Source organism: Paenibacillus sp. Y280 (assembly GCF_056786335.1).
Map to the genome: position 1 here is coordinate 122,220 of NZ_JBXCIW010000004.1, position 18,618 is coordinate 140,837.

Annotated in this window: 16 protein-coding genes; 7 read left to right on the forward strand and 9 right to left on the reverse strand. The window is 49.9% G+C overall.

Going from position 1 to position 18,618, the window contains the following annotated elements; translation table 11 throughout:
- Positions 1–116: 116 nt before the first annotated feature.
- The 3 genes from AC1TPC_RS06735 to AC1TPC_RS06745 all read right to left on the reverse strand — a co-directional run bounded on the left by AC1TPC_RS06735 (position 117) and on the right by AC1TPC_RS06745 (position 5,797).
- Positions 117–1,895 (reverse strand): cache domain-containing sensor histidine kinase, encoded by a 1,779-nt coding sequence (locus tag AC1TPC_RS06735; protein ID WP_482066098.1) that lies wholly within the window; start codon positions 1,893–1,895, stop codon positions 117–119.
- Positions 1,896–1,930: 35 nt separating this feature from the next.
- Entirely contained in the window at positions 1,931–3,472 is a 1,542-nt protein-coding gene (locus AC1TPC_RS06740) for a response regulator transcription factor (RefSeq protein ID WP_482066099.1), read from the reverse strand.
- Positions 3,473–3,541: 69 nt separating this feature from the next.
- Entirely contained in the window at positions 3,542–5,797 is a 2,256-nt protein-coding gene (locus AC1TPC_RS06745; protein WP_482066100.1) for an FAD-dependent oxidoreductase, read from the reverse strand.
- Positions 5,798–5,917: 120 nt separating this feature from the next.
- On the opposite strand from AC1TPC_RS06745, the gene AC1TPC_RS06750 reads away from it, so the two are divergent.
- Positions 5,918–6,745: a helix-turn-helix domain-containing protein gene (locus AC1TPC_RS06750; RefSeq protein WP_482066291.1), complete on the forward strand. Its 828-nt coding sequence runs from the start codon at positions 5,918–5,920 to the stop codon at positions 6,743–6,745.
- Positions 6,746–6,814: 69 nt separating this feature from the next.
- Here AC1TPC_RS06750 and AC1TPC_RS06755 read toward each other — a convergent pair whose 3' ends face one another.
- Positions 6,815–8,404 (reverse strand): bifunctional metallophosphatase/5'-nucleotidase, encoded by a 1,590-nt coding sequence (locus AC1TPC_RS06755; RefSeq protein ID WP_482066101.1) that lies wholly within the window; start codon positions 8,402–8,404, stop codon positions 6,815–6,817.
- Positions 8,405–8,577: 173 nt separating this feature from the next.
- Here AC1TPC_RS06755 and AC1TPC_RS06760 point away from each other — a divergent pair, with 173 nt between their 5' ends.
- The 4 genes from AC1TPC_RS06760 (at position 8,578) to phnE (AC1TPC_RS06775) (ending at position 12,040) form a co-directional block, all read left to right on the forward strand.
- Positions 8,578–9,558, forward strand: a complete 981-nt coding sequence (locus AC1TPC_RS06760) for a phosphate/phosphite/phosphonate ABC transporter substrate-binding protein (protein ID WP_482066102.1) — start codon at positions 8,578–8,580, stop codon at positions 9,556–9,558.
- Positions 9,559–9,678: 120 nt separating this feature from the next.
- A complete protein-coding gene (gene phnC / locus AC1TPC_RS06765) occupies positions 9,679–10,452 on the forward strand; it encodes a phosphonate ABC transporter ATP-binding protein (RefSeq protein WP_482066103.1) in 774 nt (257 codons plus the stop codon).
- Positions 10,449–11,240, forward strand: coding sequence for a phosphonate ABC transporter, permease protein PhnE (gene phnE / locus AC1TPC_RS06770; protein ID WP_482066104.1), 792 nt, complete (start codon positions 10,449–10,451; stop codon positions 11,238–11,240). Before phnC ends, phnE (AC1TPC_RS06770) begins: the two co-directional genes overlap by 4 nt.
- Complete coding sequence (gene phnE / locus AC1TPC_RS06775) at positions 11,237–12,040, forward strand: phosphonate ABC transporter, permease protein PhnE (RefSeq protein ID WP_482066105.1); 804 nt, start codon at positions 11,237–11,239, stop codon at positions 12,038–12,040. The genes phnE (AC1TPC_RS06770) and phnE (AC1TPC_RS06775) overlap by 4 nt, the downstream gene beginning before the upstream one ends.
- 68 nt (positions 12,041–12,108) lie before the next feature.
- Here the strand turns inward: phnE (AC1TPC_RS06775) and AC1TPC_RS06780 are convergent, their stop codons facing one another.
- The 5 genes from AC1TPC_RS06780 to AC1TPC_RS06800 all read right to left on the reverse strand — a co-directional run bounded on the left by AC1TPC_RS06780 (position 12,109) and on the right by AC1TPC_RS06800 (position 15,414).
- Complete coding sequence (locus AC1TPC_RS06780) at positions 12,109–12,723, reverse strand: flavin reductase family protein (RefSeq protein ID WP_482066106.1); 615 nt, start codon at positions 12,721–12,723, stop codon at positions 12,109–12,111.
- Between the two features lie 51 nt (positions 12,724–12,774).
- Entirely contained in the window at positions 12,775–13,386 is a 612-nt protein-coding gene (locus AC1TPC_RS06785; RefSeq protein WP_482066292.1) for an alpha/beta hydrolase, read from the reverse strand.
- Positions 13,386–14,333, reverse strand: a complete 948-nt coding sequence (locus AC1TPC_RS06790; RefSeq protein ID WP_482066107.1) for a ring-cleaving dioxygenase — start codon at positions 14,331–14,333, stop codon at positions 13,386–13,388. The genes AC1TPC_RS06785 and AC1TPC_RS06790 overlap by 1 nt, the downstream gene beginning before the upstream one ends.
- Before the next feature lie 65 nt (positions 14,334–14,398).
- Positions 14,399–14,800, reverse strand: a complete 402-nt coding sequence (locus tag AC1TPC_RS06795; RefSeq protein ID WP_482066108.1) for a DoxX family protein — start codon at positions 14,798–14,800, stop codon at positions 14,399–14,401.
- Between the two features lie 161 nt (positions 14,801–14,961).
- Positions 14,962–15,414 (reverse strand): MarR family winged helix-turn-helix transcriptional regulator, encoded by a 453-nt coding sequence (locus AC1TPC_RS06800; RefSeq protein WP_482066109.1) that lies wholly within the window; start codon positions 15,412–15,414, stop codon positions 14,962–14,964.
- A 537-nt stretch (positions 15,415–15,951) separates the two neighbouring features.
- On the opposite strand from AC1TPC_RS06800, the gene AC1TPC_RS06805 reads away from it, so the two are divergent.
- Positions 15,952–17,238 carry an IS110 family RNA-guided transposase gene (locus AC1TPC_RS06805; RefSeq protein WP_482066110.1) on the forward strand — a complete coding sequence of 429 codons (1,287 nt, stop codon included), beginning with the start codon at positions 15,952–15,954 and terminating at the stop codon, positions 17,236–17,238.
- Positions 17,239–18,186: 948 nt separating this feature from the next.
- Positions 18,187–18,561, forward strand: a complete 375-nt coding sequence (locus tag AC1TPC_RS06810) for a lactococcin 972 family bacteriocin (protein ID WP_482066111.1) — start codon at positions 18,187–18,189, stop codon at positions 18,559–18,561.
- Positions 18,562–18,618: the final 57 nt, after the last annotated feature.

Genomic DNA, 18,618 nt, shown 5'->3' on the forward strand with positions numbered 1-18,618 from the left:
TACATAAAAACGTAAAAAGTGTATGGATTACGGGAAAGTATGTATAGGCTGCTCGAAGTGCGCCAACAAACAAAGAGACCGTCCCATGGGACAGCCCCCTAATTCGGATAGACCGCTTAGCTCAAGACTCCTAAACGCTCATCGTTTTCGGTAAGAACGGGGATGTCCACCCGGATGACGGTTCCGACGCCTTTGGCACTTCCTATTCGCAAGCCATAGGGCACGCCAAAATGAATACGGATTCGATCATGCACATTGCGTAAGCCAATTCCGGTAAAACGGTATTTAGAGCGTTCCTGCTCGAAATGGTCATGCAGCGCTTTGCGAGCTTCGGTTCGGGATAGGCCGATGCCGTTATCACGAACATAGAGCCTGATCATGCCCCACTCCAGCTTCCCCTTAATCGTAATAAGCCCTCCGCTGCGCGGTGTAATGCCATGAAATATAGCATTCTCTACAAGCGGCTGCAGGGTTAGCTTAAGAATCCGGTATTGCAGCAGGCAGGGGTCAATATCCAAATGGTATTTGTATTGCTCGCCATAACGCACCTGTTGAATGTGCATATACATGCGCAGCCCTTCCAGTTCTTCTTCGATCGAGACGAATTCCGATTGTTTATCGAAGCTGAAGGCTAACAGCTTAACCAAGGATCGAATCGTATCGCGCACCTCGTCAATCCGCTGCTGCTTGGCAAGACTGCTTATACAGGCTAACGTATTATATAGAAAATGAGGCGCAATCTGGCTCCGCAGCATTTTCAGCTCATATTCCTTTTTCTGCTCCTCCGCCGACTTCGTTTTTTGCAGCAGCGTTTGAATCCGCTCCAGCATGTCATTATAGCTTTGTGTCAGCCGGCCGATCTCATCCTTTCTTGTGACCGGCAGCTTCGCGACAATCTGCACATCGTTTAACCGGTCCATCTTCTCTACGAACCGGCGAATAGGCTTCGTGAAGGAGCGGCTCATCAGGAATGCGCTTATCAACAGAATGATCATCCACACGATGCTTGCCGTTCGGTAATTATAATTTAACTGCTGCAGGTCTTGGTAGAAATAGTCTTCCTCAATAAATGCCGCTAAGGACCAGCCCAGCCGGTTTTTCGTCGACTTCACGGCTACAAGCGGTTTCAAACCATTTCCTTCGATCTGGCTAACGCCGACTTTAAGGGAAACAAGCTGCTTCCGAAAGCTATCCTGAAGTACAGGCGGATACACCGCTGACTGAAAAGGAAGCATTTTATCGCGAGAATCAAGCCGGTTAATAATATTCCCGTCCTTCGTCACTAAAGCATACGATTGGTAAATCATTGGAGCGATTCGCTCCGTAAGCAAATCCAGATTCACCTCTGCCACGACAACACCCTTCACCTGTCTGCGCAAATCGGTAACCGGCAAAACATAGGCCAATGTGTGGCCGGACATCGGTGAATAATAGGGCTCGCTTACATTGATTGCCCCATAATTCTGAAGCGCCAGCTCATACAGCTCCGGCAGCTTCGAATTGCCGATGATATCATAATTGACTTGCGAGTTCGCGTAGACCTTCCCATCGGTACGAACCAAATACAGCGTCTTGGCTATCGAATTGTTATAATCGGCGAATTTGCGCAGCGTATCGTCGGCAAGCGCCTCGTTTCCTTCATCGAACAGATCGTAACGGGTAGAGAGCAGCAGGAGCATATTCTCGACATTGTCGAGGCTGGCATCAATATATTGATTGGTCCGGCCTACAAGCAGCTCGGCATCGCGTATGACTTGATTTTTCAATAGACTTTCTGCCTCGCTCAGATTGCGATAGGCAAGCACCATCACGAGCAGAAGCGTCACGATGAATAAATAGATGAACTGCTTGGTGGCAAGACCTAGACTGCTATACCAATTGACCAACTTAGACATATGCCCCATACCCCCGTATCCGATCTCGCAGCTGTTTAAGGATTCCGTTTGTAATCCGTCGGAGACACCCCTGTCCAATTGCGAAACGTAACGGTAAAATAACGATAGCTCGGAATTCCGACCTCTTCCGCGATCTCGTACACCTTTTTATTCGTTCGCTTCAGCAGCTCAACCGCCTTCTCCATTCGAAGACGGGTAATATATTGATTGACCGTATCGCCCGTCTGTTCACGAAATAACCGACTGACATAATGCGGGCTTAAGCCGACCTGCTCAGCAAGGATCGGAAGCGAAATGGGCTGCTGCATATTCGCTTGAATCCATTGGATCGCGGAGCGTATTTCGATACGCGAGCGCGATCCTCCGCTCTCGATTTCGTTGATATTATGAATGAGGCAGCCAATCATTTGCTGCAAGGTTTGCGCTCCCATCAATTGCGTGATGCCCCGGCCATCAAGCTCAGCACCCTCATGGACCTTCAGCCATTCCATCTGCCAGCTCAACATGCGCTGCTTGAGCTGCTGCGGCCGAATGCGTATTGCTGAACACCATACAGGCAAGTCCCCTTGAATGCAGCTCTTTAGGCTTGCAGCAGACTTGCTAGCCATTCTTAGCATCTCATTTAGTTGCTTCGCATGCTTATCCGTCATCTCTCTCAAAGGAACCGGTCTGCCGATCCATACGCTGCTCCCACGCGAGCCATCGTAAAAAAGCGCGTCCTTCCATTCGGTCGTATAAGTGAGCGAATGCGATAGCTCTTCCTTGCTTGTGAACGGTTCACTGACAATCGCATGCACCATTACAAGGTGTTCGGGCAGCTCTTCATATTCCTTCAAGCAGCATTCCAACGCTTGTACGACTCCGCTAAGCGAGGCAATCGCTTCCGCTTCGGCATGCTGTGCCGCCATGAGGACGAAATACTCCTTCTCACCGGTTGTCAGCCAAGTCAGCCAATTGGGGTCAGATCTTTCTCTATCATTCAACGTCTGTTGAATACGCTGCCTCGCGGGAATATAGGAAGCATTCGGCGCATCCAGAATCAGGCGCGCCAATCTATAGGACCTCGCTCCATCCAGCTCGATAGGCATCCACTCGTCGCCACTAAGCGCATGACCGCGCAGCAGCTTCCCGAACGCTGCCGCTTGCAGCAGCCGCCGCTCGGATTTTTCATTATCAAGGGAACGCCGTTCCTTGACGATCGCTTCTCTAACTTTGATCATCGCCTGCTTCATTTCCTCTTCTTCCATCGATACCTTTAATAAATATTCAAGCGCTCCAAGCCGGAGCGCCTCCTGAACATAATGGAAATCACTGTGACAGGTCAGCAAAATAATTTGAATGGCAGGATATCGTTTCCTAAGCTCCCGTATGAGTGTAATGCCGTCCATAATCGGCATCGTGATATCCGTAACGACGACATCCGGTACGCGGACCCCGCACATTTGAAGCGCTTCCTCGCCATTCCCGGCCTCGCCGATTAAGACGGCGCCGCAGTCCTCCCATGGGAATAGGCGAAGCTCCTGCCTCAGCGGAAGCTCGTCATCGACAATTAGGACGTTCAACGGTTTCTCAGCCATGATACTCTCTCCCTTCCATTCGACCAATCTATACCAGTCTATGCTGTAAGCGATTCCAATAGTAATAGATTAGGATATACCATAGACTCTGATCTCGCAAACCTCCGCATGCGGACATCCATTCGTTGCCTCTATGTTTAGTTTAATTTGGTTAGTGATAATCGCTTCTTGGAGGAGATGCACTTTTTTTCGTTTGTGATTATCCTGCTCCGTTATGATCGTTACCCATTCCCCAGCGATGAAAGCTTGAATGCGATAGCTTTGCACGACCTCGGGAATCGCAGCGAACGGCGTTCGATGATGATGCAGATTGATTAAATCTTCATTTACGTCATCGTTAAAGGTTAGATGAATTTCACCAATCTCCTGCTCGTCATCCCAAACTAATTGTATCCATTCCTGTGAATGAGCGGATAATGGCCTAGATACCCACATATGCGGACCCGCATAAGGCCGAACATAGCCGTCTGCAACTTGGCTTGCCGCATAGGACTCCGTATTTGGCGTTACCCGCAAGCATACTGGCCGGCGGTTCCATTTGCGCATGCTCCACTGCGCTACCGGCTGATCGGGTTGATGATCCTCAAGCAAAGTCGATACTACCGGCTTAGGCCCCTTCTCAAAGCAAAGCACGCCGGTTAACGGTTCGTCAGATCCGTGCAGCGTGATAGCCTCATTCGCTTTGACGATGACAAAAGCGTTGCAGGCCGACTCCGGCTGCCAATCCAGATCAAGCTTAACCCACTGCTTGTTGCCCGCGGCGACGGCCTTGGAAGCCGACTTTACCCATTGCTTGGGAACGTAATTCTCTCCCTTGCCCGTATGCCATAGCTCCACCTCAACCGTTGTGGCTTGTTTGGCATCGACAAGCAGCTCAACCGATGACAGCACGGGATGAACTGGGAACAATATGCCGATATCGCGATCGAGTGCATGTATCGTTGCGGCGTGTTCAATCGCAATTCGTTCCAGCGTGCTGGATGCGGTAACGCGTGCGGATTTCGCCAGATCATTCGGATCATTGCCGGCCATACCAATGATTGACGCATCCTGCCGCAGCATCGTCTGCTGCAATTCATTCATATAATCGCGATGAAGCATGCGCGGAGTAATCCCTTTCTGTACGGAAAGCGCAGCGCCGCTGCCTGCCGCTTCCCCGATTACGGCACAGGTTGCCATCACTCTTGTCGTGCCGAAAGCAACATGTGTCGCGCTAATGTCGCGGCCTGCAAACAACATATTGCGAACATTGCTGGAATACAAGCTTCTGAACGGGATGTGATAGACGCCGTCCGAGAATAGATGCTTCGAGCCGCTCTCTTCCGAATACATGCCCTGCGGTGGATGAAGATCGATGGACCAACCCCCGAAAGCAATGCGGTCCTCGAATGGCTCCTGCGCCATAATATCGTTCTGATTCAGCATGTAGTCCCCGACAAAACGCCGATACTCCCGCTTGCCGGGAATGGACCCTACCCATTCCAGCGTCATATTTGCCGCATCGAATTGGCCTGAATTTTTAATATAGTTCCAAATCCCGTAAATAACCGACCACAGCTCGTCGCGTATCCTTTCGTTGTCATGGACCGTGTCCAGCTCTCCGCCCCATTCGATCCACCAATAGTGACAACCGGAGTCCCCGCTGCGAATTACCCGCTTCATCGGAATCGTCGTTTGTGTAATGTCCTTGGCAAAGCTAGGCGGAATATATTTGACCGGCATGCCAACATCCTTCGTATAAAAGAGCAGCGTGCTGCCAAGCGTAATGTCATCCGCCACCTCCGGCGCCCAATCCTCGTTGTACTCATCCCTGGCCTCGCGGCCGATTCTATATTTCGCTCCGGCAAGGAAGCCAACAAGGCCATCGCCGGTACAATCGATATACATGCTGCTCTCGAAACGAATTTTTCGCTCTGAGCCCATCATCCAGCCTGTTACGCTTTGAATGACTCGGTCATCCTCCGGTCCTTCCGCCTCCGCTTCGTGCACATCCGTGTTAAGGAACAAGCGAATATTTTTTTCCGCGCGGACGGTTTCCAGAACAACAAGATCCCATATATAAGGATTCCCTTCGGGGTTTCGATACTGATTTTCGACGAACATTTCACCCATGATGCCGGTTTCTCTCGCATAACGCTGCGTTCCATGCGCCGTTGCACCGCATACCCACACCCGTACCTCGCTGCTTGAATTGCCTCCGAGAACCGGCCTGTTATTAACTAAGGATACGGTCTGCCCAAGACGGGCAGCAGCGACGGCGGCGCAAACGCCTGCCAGTCCCCCGCCAATAACGGTAATATCGGATTTTACATGTTCGATTTTCATCAGGCTATACCTCCACTAGATCGATTTGATTTCATCATAATATGGAGGCTAGTGATTTAACATGCACTACGCTATCATATACCCATATACTTTATTTCACCGAGGAGGTGTAGAAAAGTGATGCTGCAAAGCTCCGGCCTGTATCCTATTCTATCTCATCATATCTTTTGGGATAGCAAATCCCAGTTTCAATTAAGCGTGGATACGTATGATCTATGGGTGCTGTTTGCCGTGGAGAGCGGGAGCTTCTCGTATCGAATAGGGGAAGTAGAGGGTACAGCTCGAATGGGAGATGTGGTCGTCTGTCCGCCGGGCTTTCGCTTTCATCGCAGCGTGATCCATGCGTTATCGTTTCATTTCATCGGATTTTCTTTTGGCTCGGCTTCAAACGATGCACCTGGCATAAATGAACGTGAACAGGCGGTTCAGCAGCAGCTGTCCGAATCCGCATACAAGCTGAGCATTCGGCACCGAAATCGTCTGGCCGATAACTTGAATAGCCTAAAGCAGCAATCCATTTATACCGGTGATCAGAATCACTATTGGAAAAATCATATGCTGAACGATATTTGGCAATTTTGCCGGCTGACTGAATCCGATCCCGCCAATCAAGAGGCTGGGCTTGCCGATCCGCTTATTGAACAGGCCAAGGCTTTTATTCATCAGAATCGCTACCTGGATATAAGCATGCACAATCTTGCAGCTGAGCTGGGCATTAGTCCTGTGCAGCTTAGCCGCAGGTTCCAGCGGAGCGTAGGATTGACGCCTTCCCACTACCTGTCCACTCTTCGAATAGAGAAAGCCAAATCACTGCTGACAGAGACCCATTTGCCACTAGAGCAAATCGCCCAAGCATGCGGATACAGCAACGGATTTTATTTAAGCCGAATATTTTCAAAAAAAGTGAAGGTTAGTCCCTCTGAATACCGAAGGATGAATCGGGTATAGCGCAAACGCAGCGGAAGAAATGAAGAAGCAGCCCAAAACGCTCTTTACCAGCTTCGGGCTGCTCCTTGTTTATGATCTAATGATTACCCGCCAATTGTTGTTGCACGTTGCCTCGACTACGCCATGCTTCTGCAAATACTGAGCGACCAGCTCCGCCATATCGATCTGCACCTCGCGCACGACCAGCTTCCCTTGATACATGTCATAATCCCCACCGCCGGCTGCCCGGTAATTGTTCATGACGACGTCCAGCTCCTCGTCTTCTTGCAAGGGCTGCCCGTTCCGCAGCAGCTTCGTGACCCGCTGGCCGATCGGCATCGCCGCGTTCAGCTCGTACTCGATGCCTTCCCACATATCGTAATTGTAATGCTGCTGCTTCGGCTCAATATAGGCTGGGTTGACGCCTAATGTACCGTCCTCATTCACTTGGAAATACGCCGCCGTCAGCTCAAGCGCCGCTCTTACATCCGCTCCGGTAAGCCTCAGCACGGTCAGCGTGTTCGGATACATGAAATTCGTCAATATATCCCGCATCGTCACAGCTCCGCGGAAACCTTCGGATTCATTGCTCAGCAGCGCAGCATTCGAGACATCAACGCCAGCCGCAGCCATCTGCACCTTATTCATAAACTCGATAAAAGGATGATCCGCGCTGCGGCAGAGCAGCGGACTTGCTATCGTCATATCGCCCGATACTTGCCCGATTGGCTGGTCCAGCCAGAGCTGCGTCTGCGACTCCACCTCCTGCGTCAGCGCCAGGATGGCGGGGTCAGCGGCAACCGTCTCATCTAATCGCAGCAGCTCCGCCTTCTTTTCAACAATAGTCCATCCGCTTTGCCCTCTCTGGAACGTAACGCTGACTTTGCCTACTGCTTGTCCGTTGCAGCCGGGTTGAAGGATGGCAACGCCGCCAAGCTCACTTGCGATAAAACGATGCTGATGCCCGGTAATCAGCACGTCGATTCCTTCCAGCTCCGTGCACATGGCATAGGCCTGATTTTCCCCCGTGAGCTTCTCCGTCGGCTCGCCGCTTGCTAGGTCGCGCTCGAAACCGCCATGATAGGCGACGACGAGCAGGTCCGGTGCTTCTTCCTTTCGAATATGGGCGACCCATTCCTTGGCCGTGCCCAGCGCATCCATGAAGGTTAATCCTCTAATATGGGCAGGGTTTTCCCAATTCGGAATGTAGTGTGTCGTAATGCCTAACAAAGCTACTTTTATGCCCTGACTTAATATTTTCACGATATAGGGCTTGCCAAATGCAGGCTTATTCGTATCGCGATCTACAATCCCTGCCGACAGCCAAGGAAAGCTGGAATCGTTCACCGCTTTGCCTAGCAGCTCCAAGCCATAGTTGAATTCATGGTTGCCGATCACCGCCGCATCGTAGTTCAGCTCATTCAGCGCAGCAATAGCTGGATTCGGCAGCTCCTTGCCCGCCGTGACGGAATAGTAGGAAAATGGCGTGCCTTGCAGCAAGTCCCCATTATCCACCAGCAGCAGCTCCGGCGCCTGCTGCCTTGCCGCTTTTACAAGCGTTGCGATTTTGGCTAGCCCCGTATGACTCTCCTCGCGCGTGCGATAATCGACCGGCTGAATATGTCCGTGGATATCGCTTGTCACCATCATCTCATACGTAAATACGTCGTTTCGTTCCATTCGATGACTTCCCTCCAGCCTGCCTTAATCCTTCTATTTTAACAGCTAAGCCAGGAGCACAAACCAAAATCTCCCAAGTTTACAAAAGCTTATCCCCTGTTTTACGGTCTGATAATAAACCGTCCTTATAGTTAAGCAAGTACCATAAATTAGAATTTTTGGAGGGTTATCGTTTGAAAAAAATCGCTAAGTTTGTTTTACCATTGCTATTGTCCGTATCACTGCTCAGTGCTTGTGGCGCTAACAAAACGAATAACGAAGCCGCGGCAACTAACAATGCTGCTGCAAATGCTACAATCGCTCCAGCTGCTACCGAACAAGCCGAAGGTTACGTGCCAGAGAAGCTGACCGTACAATTCGTCCCTTCGCAAAATGCAGATACGCTGGAAGCAAAGGCAAAGCCGCTTGAGCAGCTGCTCTCCGACAAGCTTGGCATCCCTGTTGAAGTAAGCATTTCCACCGACTACAACACCATTATCGAAGCGATGGCTTCGCAAAAAGTAGATGTAGGCTTCCTTCCCCCGACTGCCTATGTATTAGCTAAGGAAAAGGGTGCCGCTGAAGTTATTCTTCAAGCGCAGCGCTTTGGCGTTCAAGACGACACGGGCGCTCCGACAGACCAGCTCGTTGATTTCTACAAATCGATGATTATCGTGAAGAAGGATTCCCCTATTAAATCGCTTGAAGACTTGAAAGGCAAAAAAATCGCTTACCAAAACGTAACCTCCTCCGCAGGCTTCGTATGGCCGGCAGGCAAGTTGATCGAAGCTGGAATTGATCCGCTTAAGGATGTAACGGCTGTTACCGTAAAAGGCCATGACCAAGCCGTTATTGCCGTATTGAACGGCGATGTTGACGCGGCAGCTATTTTCCAAGATGCCCGTACAATCGTAGCGAAGGATTTCCCGACTGTGATCGAAGATACGCGCGTATTGACGTATACCGAAAAAATTCCGAATGACACGGTAACCGTTCGTTCAGACATGAATGCAGAATGGATTGCAAAAATTCAGGATGCCTTTATTGCGCTGGGCGGTGAAGAAGCTACCCGTAAAATTATTTTTGACATCTACTCCCACCAAGGCTATGTGAAATCCGAGGACAGCATCTTCAATATCGTTCGCGAATATGGCGAGAAGGTTAAGACCGAGTAGACTTTCCATCCCCGCAAAAAAATCATCTATTATCGTGTACCGAAAGCCAGTTCGCGGCCCTTGCGCCCGGACTGGCTATCCCTTTATTACGACGATATTGAGCAAAGGAATGGTCCTCCCGTGATAGAACTTCAGAATGTATCGAAATTGTACCCAAACGGGACAAAAGGCTTAGACAACATTAATTTACGTTTTGCAAAAGGGGAATTTATCGTCATCGTTGGACTATCCGGCGCCGGAAAATCGACGCTGCTGCGATCGATAAACCGTCTTCACGATATTTCGGAGGGCGATATTCTCATCGAAGGACAATCCATTACGAGCGCAAAGGGGAAGCAGCTGCGTTTGATCCGCCGCAACATCGGCATGATTTTTCAAAGCTTCAACCTCGTCAAGCGTTCTTCCGTACTGCGCAACGTGCTCGCGGGCCGCGTAGGCTATCATTCCACTCTAAGAACGTTAACGGGACGATTTCCCGAGAAGGATATGAACATTGCATTCGAAGCGCTGGATCGCGTCAACATCGTCGAGAAAGCTTATTCGCGCGCCGATGAGCTGTCCGGCGGACAGCAGCAGCGGGTAGCGATCGCGCGCGTACTCGCCCAGGAAGCGAAAATTATTTTGGCAGACGAGCCCGTTGCCTCTTTAGATCCGCTTACGACAAAGCAGGTCATGGATGATCTGAAGAAAATCAATATCGATCTGGGCATTACAACGATTGTTAATCTGCACTATGTGGACTTGGCGAGGCAATACGCTACGCGGATCATCGGCTTGCGCGCTGGACAAGTCGTATTTGACGGCCCAGTTGAAGAAGCGACGGACGAGCGTTTTGCGGAAATATACGGACGACCGATTGAGGAAGCCGAGCTGCTGGGAGAACGACACGCATGAGCACACAAACGGAGCTTAATCGTCCGAAGGCGCCAAGCAGGCTCAAGCATTATTTAACGGCTATTATTATTATTTTGCTGCTGTGGGGCAGCTCCGTCCAGACCGATGCAACGTTTGGGGAGCTTATTGAAGGCTTTCCGAATATGTTCGACCTGCTTAAGGAGATGTTCCCGCCAAAATGGACCTATTTCGACAACATCGTCGGCGCGATGCTGGAAACGATTCGAATGGCGCTCATCGGCACGACAATCGGCGCTATACTCGCCATTCCGGTCGCTTTGCTTAGCGCCAGCAACATCACGAAGAGCGGGTGGCTTCGTTATCCTTTGCGCTTCGTGCTCAATCTGATCCGCACCATTCCCGATCTGCTGCTAGCGGCTATCTTTGTATCTATCGTTGGCATCGGCCCGCTGCCGGGCATGATGGCACTGACCATCTTCTCATTAGGCTTAATCGCCAAGCTAACCTATGAGGCTCTGGAGGCGATCGACCGCGGACCGCTTGAAGCGATGACCGCAGTTGGAGCAACCGGCTTGCAGCGCATTCTATATGCGGTTATCCCGCAAATTCAAGCTCATTTCATGTCATTTACGCTTTATACGTTTGAGATTAACGTTCGCGCGGCAGCCGTGCTTGGACTTGTAGGCGCTGGCGGCATCGGCCATTATTATGAAATTACGTTAGGTTTCTTGGAATATGACAAAACAAGCGTCATCATTATATTTACACTAGCCATCGTCTTGCTCATTGATTATTCAAGCACGAAGCTGCGGGAGAAGCTGCTATGACTAAACCCAGGAACACGATCGTTCGCAAGCCTAAAACTAACCGTTACCGCTGGCTGATCTACCTAGCGCTTGCTGCCGTCTATATTTGGGCGTTTGCAGGCATACCGTTTACTGGCTTTAAAGATACCGCCGCTCAAATTACGAGCTCGATCGTAACCGGCATCCTCTCGCCGGATTGGGATTTCGTTTATTTGCCCGATGGCGAGGATTTGCTGAGAGGTTTGCTGGAGACGCTCGCCATATCCATTTTGGGCACCTTTATATCTGCGCTGCTCTGCTTGCCGCTTGCCTTCTGGGCTGCGGTTAATATAAGCGGGTCAAGAATGGTGTCAGGCTCCGGCAAAATGGTGCTCAGCTTCATTCGGGCCGTTCCCGAAATTGTGCTGGCGCTCATGTTCATTAAGGCTGTCGGGCCGGGCTCCTTCGCCGGCGTGCTCGCGCTGGGCTTGCATTCGGTCGGCATGCTGGGCAAGCTGTTTGCCGATGAAGTGGAAAATATGGATAAAGGACCGGTAGAGGCACTTATCTCTTCCGGCGCGAATCGGCTGCAAATTTTGTGGTTTGCCGTCATTCCGCAGGTGCTGCCCGGCTTCCTATCGTATATGCTGTACCGCTTCGAGATTAATATGCGCTCTGCGACCATTCTCGGCGTCATTGGGGCAGGCGGCATCGGCACGCCGCTCATCTTCGCCCTCAGCACCCGCAACTGGGATCGCGTCGGCATTATTTTGCTCGGCATCGTCATTCTTATTACGATTATAGATATCATTTCCGGCATGGTCCGGAAGCGGCTTATTTAGCTGCCATGTCAAAAAAACAGCCCGTACCAGTGAAAGTTCACAAGGTACGGGCTGTTTCGTATACTTCATCAAACAGGACGCTCAATGGAAAACTGATCGCCCAGCTTCGCATAATCGCTGCCGGCTAAGCGGCTGACTGGCTTTAAAGCCTCAGCGTTGATCCGGCCGTTCTCGTACAGCGCTTCATCGATATGAAAGCGTACAACGCGCCCAATGAGCAGGTCGCATGCTGGCGATGCATCGATACCGCCAAGCGGGAGCGATTGCTCCAATACGCATTCCATTCGTATTCTCGCCTCGGCCACGCCGGGTACACGGATCTGTTCACTCGCTATCGCCGTCAGTCCGGCTAAAGCCACTTCGCTCTCCTCGGGCGGTACATTCGCCGCTGTCACATTTATCGCTGCAATGTAGCTCTCGTCGGAAATATGTACGACGAATTCGCCTGCGGCGGCCGCATTTCGGGCAGTGTCCTTCTGTACACCGCCCGGCTTTCGCTGCACCGATACCGCAACCATCGGCGGATTAGCCGTTACGATATTAAAGAAGCTGAACGGCGCCGCATTCAGCACTCCTTCGCTCGTAAGTGTCGTTACGAAAGCGATAGGCCTTGGCACAATGCTGCCGATCAGCAGCTTGTAATTATCCTGCACGCTTTGGCTCGTTGGATCAATGGATAGCACAGCCAGCTCCCCTTTCACAGCATGATGTTTACTTATATCTGCCTGCTTCGATTAGACCTTGAAGGTTTCCTTATACCAAGCGGCAGCGGCTGCCACTTCTGAGCTTGTCAACTGATGGCCATGCTGCTCCCAGTGAACCGTAACGGGGGCTCCAGCTCCTTGCAGCAAACGATCAAGCTCTTCGGTCTCCTGCGGCATGCAAAGCGGGTCGTTAGAGCCTGCGCCGATAAAGACAGGCACGCCCGCCAGATTCGGCAATTCCAAGCCGCGGATCGGCACCATCGGGTGATGCAAAATCGCGCCGCGAAGCGCCCCTTCATAATGAAACAGTAAGCTCCCAGCAATATTGGCACCGTTGGAGTAGCCTATCGCCACCATATTGCTGCGGTCAAAGCTGTACTCGACTGCGGCGCTGTCTAGAAAATCGTTAAGCTCCTTCGTGCGGAACACCAAATCCTCCAGGTCAAAGACGCCTTCGGCCAATCGGCGGAAATAACGCGTCATGCCGTTCTCCAGCACATTCCCTCTTACGCTAAGCAGGGATGATTCTGGCGATATAAGCTCTGCGAGCGGGAGCAAATCCCGCTCTGTGCCTCCCGTGCCGTGCAGAAGAAGCAATACTGGCGCGGATTGATCGGTTCCTTGTTTAAATAGATGCTTCATCATTTATCCTCCTCCAATACCCTTATATCAAATGGCGTTAATAATTGCTCGATTTGTGTGCGATGCTCTTCATACCAAGCGGGAAGCATCAGCTTCTCGCCGAGATGCGCAGGCTCTTCATCGCGGGCAAAGCCCGGAGGATCCGTTGCAATCTCGAACAAAATGCCGCCGGCTTCGCGGAAGTAGATCGCGTTAAAATATTGACGATCCACGATTGGCGTAGGCTGGAACCCATTGCTCTCGACATGGCTTCTCCATAGCGCGTGCTCCGCATCGTCTTTTGCCCGCCATGCGATATGGTGGACGGTGCCAGCGCCGCCATGGCCCTGCTCCATGCTTTCGACATTAACGTCGATCAGGTTGCCCAGATCTCCTGTTGCTTGAAAGCGTGCATAGCCGCCCTCTTCTCCGACTTTCACAAGCCCCATCACTTTTACAAGAAGCTCAGCCGTTTGGGCAGGAGCAGTACTGTACAGAATCGCGCCCCCGAACCCTTTGATCGCTTTATCCGCTGGAACTCCGCCAAATGCCCATTTGCTTAACGCGCCTTGCTCACGGGCAACGATTTCAAGCTTTAAGCCGTCCGGATCAACGAATTGCAAATACTGCTCGCCGAATCTCGACGTTTGCACGGCAGCAACATTCAGCTTTGCCAGCCGTTCTTTCCAGAAATCGAACGCAGCAGCAGGCACGACATAGGTCGTGTAACCAACCTGACCGCCGCCAACTTTGCCTTTGCGTGAGTTTTCCCAAGGGAAAAACGTAATGATCGTGCCCGGACTTCCGATTTCATTGCCAAAGTACAGATGATAAACCTCAGGTGCATCAAAGTTGATCGTTTTTTTAATCAAGCGCAGGCCAAGCACCCCTGCGTAAAAATCAGCCGTAACCTGTGGATTTCTTACAAAAGCAGTTATATGATGAATGCCAGTCGTTTGCGTTGTCATATCGAACACACTCCCTATTTTATATTAGTTTAGTTTAAAAGTAATGTAACGAACCAATTCACAGATTAACGGATAAGCGCATCAATCGAATAGTCGCCGGCACCTGTTAAAGCAACACCTATAGCAATGGCAACTAACACCAAATTATATTCATAACCATTAGCTGTAGCCCATAGGCCGTTCGGACCATGCACCTTCACAATAGCGCCCAGCATCGCAAGCACGATGAGTGCTGCAGCAAGCGGTGTAAGCAGTCCTGCTGCGAACAACAGTCCGCCTACCAGCTCCATCAGCCCGGCTGCGACGGCCATGGCTACCCCCGGCTTAATGCCAATCGACTCCATCCAGCCGCCCGTTCCTTTTGGACCGTATCCGCCAAACCACCCGAACAGCTTCTGCGCGCCATGCCCTACAAACAACAAACCTACGACTACACGAACAACCAACAATCCTAATGCTAAACTCATTTTAAATTCCTCCATTTTTTTTGTTTTTTGTTTTATCGTGAATTAAAGAGTCTTTAATTTAAGATATAGGACGAGCAGGAGCGGCTAATTCCGCCTATAACGATAACAGCCTGCTTCGCTTTGAAAAGAATGAAATCGCTGCTCATTTTAGAACATCCCAGCTACTTGTAATTCTCCTGCGCAAACTTGCCCAGTTTCTTCAGAAGCTTGCTTGCCACTTGCTTTTCTTCAGGTGTAAGACCGTTCACCGCTTGCTCGATCGTGGCCTGATGTGCGGGGAATACTTCCTCCACGAATTGCTTGCCCTGATCGGTCAGCTCGGCGTAGATAAGACGTCTATCCTCGGTTGAGGCTCTGCGGCGAACCGCCTGCTTCTTCTCCAGCTTGTCGACCACATAAGTAATGTTCCCGCTGCTCATCAGCACCTTCTCGCCGATTTGCTGCAAGGGCTGCGGCCCTCTGTGATACAACAGCTCAAGCACGCCGAATTCCGTCCGGTTCAAGCCATTTTTACGTATATCGCGATCCGCATGTGCGTTCACCCATTGGGTCGCTCTAGACAACGCGATGAAGAGGTCTAATGAATCATTTTGTTTTTGGTTTTCGATTGTCATGATTATCACTCCCTTCTGCGCTGCATTTATCTTTAAGTTAATTATCTTTAATTAAAGATAACTCAATTTAAAACAGTTGTCAACTTTTTTTTAAATGGGTGACCAAATGGATTGAGTTAAGCAAGCTTCAATAATATTAATAGCGATAAACGTACGCTGCTCCAAAGAAATCCTTTGAGCTATCGGAAAATCTGTAGCAGTAATGTGCTTCACTCCTGTTTCTTGCTTGATCAGTATGAGCAAGCAATAGGTTCCAAAATCTTCGATTGTAACTAATCAGGAACGAGACGGTGGTTTAAATGAGGTCTTCAGCGGACAGAGAATCCTTTATTTTTCTAATTCAGCAATTATTGTAGCGTTCGCGGACTCAGGTTCCGCTATTCACTCAAAAAAACCATTTTAACCTCGTTTAAATGGAGATAAAATTCCTGTAGGTGCTAAGAAATGGCCTTTGAATGAAAAGGAGCGCCTCTGGTACGATAGGGTTGCACGGGGTCAAAGCCCTTATTACCTATCATCCAAGGAGGACGCTCTACTATGAAGTTTAAATCATCGCACCGTATTAATCAACGGATTGAACGTATTTCCGCAAGTCACCTAATTGTTGGAATCGACATCGCTAAAGAAACACACGTCGCTGCAGCAGTCAATTTTAGAGGCATTCAGCAGGGCCGTATCCTGTCGTTCCAAAATGATGCATTCGGTGTGAAAAAACTGCTCCAATGGGTAGCCGATATACAAAAAGCGAGCGGCTACACGGACGTGATGTTCGGCGCTGAGGCCACTGGTCACTATTTTCTTAACATCGCCTTTGCCCTACGCGAACGCGGCCATACGTTGGTGCTCGTTAATCCGCTTACGACCAAGCGGAATAAAGAAAATCGCGACAACAAACCTTCTAAGAACGATGTCAAGGATGCCTTAACGATTGCTGACGTGGTTTCTCGCGGCTATTACAGTGACTGGATCGTCAACGAAACAGTATACCGGAAACTGCATACGTTGGTGAATGAAAAGGAGATGCTCTCCATCGATTTAGCGGCCTTAGGCAATCAGCTCCAGACAGCTGTAGACCAAGTGTTTCCGGAGTTCACGACTTTGTTCAAAGAATGGGATGGTGTTTGCGCACTGGCCACGTTACGGTGCTTTCCTTTACCTTCTGACATTCAAAAGTTGACCGTCTCCGAGATCGTCGATGGCTGGAGGATGGCGGGCATGAAGCGCGCTGGAGGCACGCAAGGAACTCGATATGCAACCGCATTGCGGGAAATCGCTTCCCGTTCGATTGGCCTGACAGACATCGCCCAGGAGATGAAGGGACGATTGCTGCGGCTTTTGGATCGGCGTGAAGATCTCAGCGCCCAGATTTCCATCCTGGAACAGGAGATGGACGCCCTGCTCGCTCAAGTGCCACAAGAGGTGCTCTGGCCGTTGCAGCAAGTCGGGATGAACCCTTGGTTTACAGCCGTCATACTGGGGAACACGGGCGATCTGAGACGATTCAGGCATGGGCAGCAGTTGCTAGCGTTAGCGGGCCTGAATTTGGCAGAAAGCGCCTCGGGCAAGCGAAAAGGGCAAATCATCATCTCCAAGCGAGGGCGGAGGCAACTGCGCAAATATTTGTATCTGGCTGTACTTATGATGATATGCAACCATCCTAGCTTTAAACGTTGGCATGCTGACAACGTCGGGACACGCCAGCGGAAAGGAAGACACTCTCTCTTTAAGCTCATAGGCAAACTATGTCGTATACTGGTTTCTCTGGCACACAGCGGAGAAGCGTTTAACGAAAGCAAGCATCCGAGGCTCGAGCAAGCCGCCTAATTTTTCAGCGAGGCGAGACCCCGCTTCCCACGTATGCTCCCTCGTTTGCAGGATGACAAAGAAAGCACGGAGTACCGAGATGGAGTTCCGCAAGGGCACAGACCCGTCAGTTAAAACCAATCGGCCTCCACCACTTGGGCAGGTATGACGAAGGAAAGTAAGGGCGCAGACCCGTAGAGACATGGGATGGTGAACCCCCAAGAGTGTAGTGGAGAATGCGTGCAGAATATGGATAATTAAGGGAATATCGAGGATTCCTTTGTTTGCGCATGCCCTTACACCCCTTTGGGGCGAGTTCCCCTGTAGCTCCAACTTCATCACCAACTCTAAGTGATTTGAAATCCTGCGAATGAGTGAGCATACGTGAGAAAAACCCATAATACCAGAGGGACGGATCTCCTGTCCGCCAATTACGCCTAAATGGTCATAATGCAAAATAACGGAACTACAGTCCTCTCATTACAATTTCATGTGTTGAGATTCATTTGAAAGAAGACAACCTTCTTCGTCCAGTGGCGTATCGCTATTGCTAGAGTGCTGGATAAACATGTCTATTTGTCGTCTCTAAACAACCTAAAATCTGGTTAATCAACAGACGTGGAATATCACAAATTAAAGAATCAATGGGTGGTGATGCCGAATGGAAAGGAATTAAATAAATTATTAAACTTGCTTTCAAGAGGTGGAATGCCTATAAATCCAACTTTAGAAAATTTGAATAAGAGATCGCTTGTTATCGAAAATTCGGTTGTAGAAACGCAGTGTATTTACAATAATTCACAATATATACATATTTTCATAGCAAAATTCGACATTTTTTTCAACAGAGGTATGATATCTTTTAATCACTGAGGGCCTGGCCAGCTTTCAAATATATCATTTTTTTGTAAAGCTTCTACTAAAAAAACGCGGATTTCGTTTCAAAAAAAGCTAAAGGAGATGAAAAAAATGTTGAAAAAAATCAAGGTAGCAGGCGTAGTTGCGGCAATGACTCTAGCAATGGGGACCCAAGCGATGGCTTCAACTGGAAATCAGACACATGGTCAGGTAGAATTAAGCAACTCTAACGTATCTCCGTTTACTGTAGTTAACGTTGGTGGCGGTACTTGGGATTATGGCACAGAACTTACTGCTTCTCAAAAGCATGCCTGGTCCCACTATAATCATCCGGATAATTACCATTCCTCAACAGCTAAGGTCGGAACTAGTGTTGACAAGGATTATGCGGATGCAGGTAGTTATTCATTCGCAGATGCATATGGTCCAAAACTCCAAACTGGATATGCCTATTGGAACAACGATGCAGTAGCGCCAAGCAAATAACATATCGAATTGACAAGCAACTTCCGTACGCTACTTTGAGTAACGTACGGAAGTTGT

Excerpts from the sequence above, each read along its gene's own strand:
- AC1TPC_RS06735 (WP_482066098.1), bottom strand. The coding sequence starts at position 1,895 with ATGTCTAAGTTGGTCAATTGGTATAGCAGTCTAGGTCTTGCCACCAAG.
- AC1TPC_RS06740 (WP_482066099.1), bottom strand. The coding sequence starts at position 3,472 with ATGGCTGAGAAACCGTTGAACGTCCTAATTGTCGATGACGAGCTTCCG.
- AC1TPC_RS06745 (WP_482066100.1), bottom strand. The coding sequence starts at position 5,797 with ATGAAAATCGAACATGTAAAATCCGATATTACCGTTATTGGCGGGGGA.
- AC1TPC_RS06750 (WP_482066291.1), top strand. The coding sequence starts at position 5,918 with ATGCTGCAAAGCTCCGGCCTGTATCCTATTCTATCTCATCATATCTTT.
- AC1TPC_RS06755 (WP_482066101.1), bottom strand. The coding sequence starts at position 8,404 with ATGGAACGAAACGACGTATTTACGTATGAGATGATGGTGACAAGCGAT.
- phnE (WP_482066104.1), top strand. The coding sequence starts at position 10,449 with ATGAGCACACAAACGGAGCTTAATCGTCCGAAGGCGCCAAGCAGGCTC.
- phnE (WP_482066105.1), top strand. The coding sequence starts at position 11,237 with ATGACTAAACCCAGGAACACGATCGTTCGCAAGCCTAAAACTAACCGT.
- AC1TPC_RS06785 (WP_482066292.1), bottom strand. The coding sequence starts at position 13,386 with ATGAAGCATCTATTTAAACAAGGAACCGATCAATCCGCGCCAGTATTG.
- AC1TPC_RS06790 (WP_482066107.1), bottom strand. The coding sequence starts at position 14,333 with ATGACAACGCAAACGACTGGCATTCATCATATAACTGCTTTTGTAAGA.
- AC1TPC_RS06795 (WP_482066108.1), bottom strand. The coding sequence starts at position 14,800 with ATGAGTTTAGCATTAGGATTGTTGGTTGTTCGTGTAGTCGTAGGTTTG.
- AC1TPC_RS06800 (WP_482066109.1), bottom strand. The coding sequence starts at position 15,414 with ATGACAATCGAAAACCAAAAACAAAATGATTCATTAGACCTCTTCATC.
- AC1TPC_RS06805 (WP_482066110.1), top strand. The coding sequence starts at position 15,952 with ATGAAGTTTAAATCATCGCACCGTATTAATCAACGGATTGAACGTATT.
- AC1TPC_RS06810 (WP_482066111.1), top strand. The coding sequence starts at position 18,187 with ATGTTGAAAAAAATCAAGGTAGCAGGCGTAGTTGCGGCAATGACTCTA.